Annotated in this window: 5 protein-coding genes; all 5 read right to left on the minus strand. The window is 49.1% G+C overall.

Features of this window, described 5'->3' with window-relative positions:
* On the minus strand, positions 1 to 497 hold a 497-nt coding region (locus tag ABY436_RS18915; RefSeq protein WP_372740484.1), incomplete at its 3' end, for a DUF4157 domain-containing protein.
* Between the two features lie 27 nt (positions 498 to 524).
* Positions 525 to 1517: a DUF4157 domain-containing protein gene (locus ABY436_RS18920; RefSeq protein ID WP_372740485.1), complete on the minus strand. Its 993-nt coding sequence runs from the start codon at positions 1515 to 1517 to the stop codon at positions 525 to 527.
* Positions 1514 to 1804, minus strand: coding sequence for a hypothetical protein (locus ABY436_RS18925; protein ID WP_372740486.1), 291 nt, complete (start codon positions 1802 to 1804; stop codon positions 1514 to 1516). The genes ABY436_RS18920 and ABY436_RS18925 overlap by 4 nt, the downstream gene beginning before the upstream one ends.
* A complete protein-coding gene (locus tag ABY436_RS18930) occupies positions 1801 to 3894 on the minus strand; it encodes an ATP-binding protein (RefSeq protein WP_372740487.1) in 2094 nt (697 codons plus the stop codon). Before ABY436_RS18930 ends, ABY436_RS18925 begins: the two co-directional genes overlap by 4 nt.
* Positions 3891 to 4776: Pvc16 family protein (locus tag ABY436_RS18935; protein WP_372740488.1), on the minus strand; the 886-nt coding region annotated here is incomplete at its 5' end. The genes ABY436_RS18935 and ABY436_RS18930, both read right to left, overlap by 4 nt.

The raw sequence follows: 4776 nt of genomic DNA on the forward strand, positions 1-4776 counted from the left end.
GCTGCAAATACAATATCCTGTTTCACCGTATAGGCTTGTGCGCCCAACTCCCGTGCTGATTGATCAGCAATGCTGCCGGTATGTACCCGCACACCCGAGAAGTCATAACTAAAGCGCTGACTCATCTCCTGCTGTAATGTTGAGTCAAGAGGTCGCCCCTGACTTAGCAACGCCCGATCGACACTCTCTGGCGCTACACCTGAGGCTTCGCCAGATGATATTGAAAATCTCTGAATACGCGGCATGCTCACCGCTGATGAATGCATTGGTATCGATAAAACATGCTCTGCGACCCGATCAGCCTCTTGCTCCAACGGATCATTACCGGCCCCCACCATCAACTTACGTTGCAGCTTATGTTTTTTCTTAGCGCACACTTCGCATTCGCCCCCTTGCGAATGCTGCCCACAAGCGCACTTACGTTGCAAAACGCGAGACGCCGATGACATGCTAGTCGGCGATTTATTACTTGTTTGCTCAGTGCGTTCATAAGACATGATTTGCTTCCACACTCACTAAGTTAATTACGCAGAACCACCACCGCTACCAGTATCCCGGATACCCGCAGCATTCAGGATCGCTATGAGTGCCGCCGCTGCCGCTGTCCCTAAACCAGCAACGACCAACCCAAATTCACAAGCCCCCGAGGCAAAACAGGCGATAACAGCCGCCGTAGCCGCAGCGCCTAATAATGCAGCTAGCCAGTAAGGTAGTGCATCACTTACTCTTCGGCTTACAGGAGGTGGTTCATCACCAGACTGATCTCGACAGCGACATCCGTATGTAATACCTCCCCATTGGCACACACCCCGCCGACCACTTACCGCGACACAAGGTGCACCTGCGCAGTTTTTATACGTACGCCCTTCACACCCCGCCCGCTGTATCATTCGCGATACCTGACTATTGGTCGATTGCTGAACAACATGGGTCAACTCATGAGCGAGTAAGTGACGCCCTGCTGCGCTATTGGGTGAAAACTGGTTGGCTGCAAATACCACATCACTGCCAACGGTATAGGCTCTGGCATTAATAGCGCAGCTTGATTCATTCGCTTTAGGGCCGGTATGGATACGAACGGCGGAAAGATCAAATAATGTTTGCGGTGTTTTGTGCGCCTGTGTTGCTGCTGAATGACGAGGAGCCCTGGATGACAAGGCAGCAGCCACATGATCAGCTTCTTTCTCATAAATGCTATCCGCAGCACCGAGGCGTAAGCTACTAGTCGCGGCGCCTCTTGGCACTGAACTGACAGGGGCATTGATCAATGTTTGCGATAGGTGCTGCTCCATATCAGCACGTGTCTGGCTATCTAATGGCTGCCCGGATGAGCGTAACGCATCGTATACCACGCCAGGAACCTGACTCCCTTCAGCTTTCTTGTTACTGCATGCCTCACAGGGACCATTTGCACTTGTATGCTGCCCACAGGCGCACTTGCGCTGCAAAATCCTTCCTGCTGATAAAGTCGTGGATCGGTCTATATTTTTGACTTGAGGTGTACTTAACATCGTCATTTTCTGATCCCCCAATAAACCGCATTGCCAATTTTTTGGCCCAAATCTTCCATACTCTGGCTGCGGTTAATGGAAATTTGGCCAGCGTTAACAGGCTGGTTTTCAAGTATACCGGACGCTGCAAAGGCTGTTGCAAATAGAGATTGTGAAGACGTATCGGCTTGATTTTGTAACGTCAACTGATGCGTTAAAACAGCTTCAACCGCCTCTTTTAATGCAAGAACCTGATGCGGCTGAATGTCCAATCCATCAAGCACGAGTGTATCGATGTGCAGATTAATACTCATACGACAACACCTTCGGCCTGTTGCCACAAGAAATCGGATTCTTTGGCCGGTCGTTCCAGTTTTTTATATTCGATACGTGCAGCGCTTAACACCAGCGGCATACTAATCTTCACACCTTGCTGTGCCGCCAGAAATGCGGCGTTCAGTGCAACGTTATGAATGTTGCCGCCTGTCAGGCTCAATTTAGCGAGGTGTTGGCAGTCCAGCATGCCCTCAACCGGCGTTTGGGGTGGAAACACCTTTTGCCAGATTTCGGCTCGTTGCCCGATGCCGGGAAATGAGAAATCCACAATAAAGCGCAAACGTCGTACAAAAGCCTTATCCAGCGCACTGCGCATATTGCTGGCAAGTATGGCGAGGCCACGATAGGTCTCCATGCGCTGTAACAGGTAGTTAATTTCGATATTGGCGTAGCGATCATGGCTGTCTTTGACTTCGCTGCGTTTCCCAAACAGGGCATCGGCTTCATCAAAGAATAAAATGGCACCGCTATCTTCGGCTGCATCAAATAACTTGCGCAGATTTTTTTCTGTCTCGCCAATGTATTTGCTCACCACAGAGGACAAATCAACCCGATATAGATCAAGCTTAAGATCATGGGCAATCACTTCGGCAGCCATGGTTTTTCCGGTACCACTTTCGCCGACAAACAGAGCATTGATGCCCAATCCGCGGTTCATCTGCGCACGAAACCCCCAGCCTTCATAAACATGATTGCGGTAAGCCACCTGACCAACAATACTCTGCAGAAGTTCTTTTTGTTCGTTGGGTAAGACCAGTTGATCCCACGTCGCTTTGGTATCAATACGGCGTGCCAGCTGTTCCATACCCGCCCGGGCAGCAAGACGACAGGCCTGCCAGAGTTCACCATTTAAAGCGATTTTACTGCCTTGGCAGTGAGTCAGTGATTTTTTAGCAAGACGCTGAATCTCATCCTGAGAAAAGGAGAACTGTTCAGCTAAACGTTCTGAATGACCGTTATCCTGCTCTTGCAACAGATCACGCCACAACAGCCGTTGTTCTTGTGGTGTTGGCTTATTGATTTCTACACGGAGTCTTTGTCCCTGATTTTCGACACCGACATCCTCTATTCCGACAAAAGCAACGCCGTTACTCCTGTCTAAAAAGCGTTTAAGAAGTCTGCGTTCTGCTTCAACAGGACTATCCACCTCGATATATAGCGCCAGCGGCATTAACAGCGACTCCCGTTCCCAGAGACGTACGAAGGTTTCAAAATCGGCGCTTTGCTCGGGTATGGATTTCAGATTAATGGCAAAAAGTTTAAGTCCTAAGTCCTTGGAAATTCGCCAAGCAACCAAGTGCTTACTAACGGCATCATGTCCGAGCAATTCAACAACGGGCGTTTTTTGTTTCCCATAACTGGCTTGTAACGCTTCAATGACCTTATCAACTTCGTGCTGTTGTGATTGCACGATCAAGCCATCGTTATCCTCAAGATCAACCACATCCATTAAAGACGCTAACCTGTCATCCAGATAATTGAGCCCTTTCAGATAGTTAACTATCCGTTCATCTGTGCCCAAAGCAGCGCTAGTCAAAGGCTGCGTGCCTGGCTGGTTAATATCCAACAGACGCCAATAACGTAACGGCGCATGAGGCGTTAAAACATTCCAGTCAGGCTCATCAAAAAGTGCAAACGCCAGTGCAAATGTCGGATAGGGCTTATTCGGATCGCCTTGCGCTTTTGCACATAACCCGCTTATACAAGTATCCAACTCCATTGCAATACACAGCGCCAATACCTGAGTATCGAAAGTTGATAAACCCAGCGCACTCGATAACAACAGCATAGCGGGAGGCGGTTCATGACTTTCACATGCCTGTACTGCATGCCAGGCTTGTTTTATCTCGGCATCATCCGGTTTATGTGAAGAGCAGGAAGGTGGCTGTTTAACCTGCCAATTGTCGGTTTTTTTGATGCGTTTAAACCAACTAGCTGAGGACACATCAGGGGTTTGCTGCTCTTCAACAACCGGAGATATCATTCGCTGCAACGAGAGCCGCAACCATACCAGCATGGCCTCTAAATATGCCTCATTAGCATTCACCCAGTCTGACTGCTGATTCATGAGATGATCACCTCCATCGCACTATCAAAAACCGCAGGGGTAACCGAGCGGTCTATCAGTAAGCTATCGACTCCATCAACTCGCAAACGAATATAACGGGAGCCAACAGGTGCGTTATCAACAATAAAAATAAGTGTACCGGTTTGTGCCGGATGTGCTTGAGATGGTACTTCGCGATCACCCAGAAGCAGTGTTACCCGCTGCTGTGGCAATATTTCAGGACGACAACTGATCGTTAATGTCACAGCGCCTGAACCATTGCGGGGGACTGGATTTAGCGGTGCTATCGCCGTAATAGCGGGTGCCAGCGTAAGTGGATAACCATTCGTAACTCGCTGGCCACTCGCTTTGCTGATAACGGCTTCAACGGCATAAAAGCCTACCCGCCAATCCGCTGGCGCATTTGGAATATCAATACGAATACGGGTATCCGAGCTCGCTGTTAATACAGGTACATCAATAGGATTTACAAGCAGCGGATGTTTAAAGCGAACAATAACGCTATCTCCATCCAAGTAATGACCGTGAAGAGTCAGGCTATCTCCCAGCACAGCATTTGGCTGCTGGCTCAGTAACGCAATATCAGTAATCGCAGGGTATGGCGGAATGAGATTTGCCTGCGCTATCACACCATGATCTGCCTCTCCTCTGGTTAAGACCGGCAATGGCGTAATTGACGTACGCGTACTCTCAATCAGCACTAAGGATACTTCGTAACCCACTGATAAACGGTATTCTGCTGACTGAAAGCTGGCCCAGAGTTTAGACATCTCATCCAATGACAATACATCAGCGGTAACACGGATGCGCTCTGTCTGATGATCCAGATCCGAGTCCGGCATGATGCCAACAATATCTGTTGGCCCAAGAATCGGATGATCA

Source organism: Neptunomonas sp. (genome assembly GCF_041601355.1).
In the GTDB taxonomy this organism is placed as follows: domain Bacteria; phylum Pseudomonadota; class Gammaproteobacteria; order Pseudomonadales; family Balneatricaceae; genus Neptunomonas.

Coding starts and splice junctions, on each gene's coding strand:
- ABY436_RS18920 (WP_372740485.1), bottom strand. CDS start 1,517: ATGACGATGTTAAGTACACCTCAAGTCAAAAATATAGACCGATCCACG.
- ABY436_RS18925 (WP_372740486.1), bottom strand. CDS start 1,804: ATGAGTATTAATCTGCACATCGATACACTCGTGCTTGATGGATTGGAC.
- ABY436_RS18930 (WP_372740487.1), bottom strand. CDS start 3,894: ATGAATCAGCAGTCAGACTGGGTGAATGCTAATGAGGCATATTTAGAG.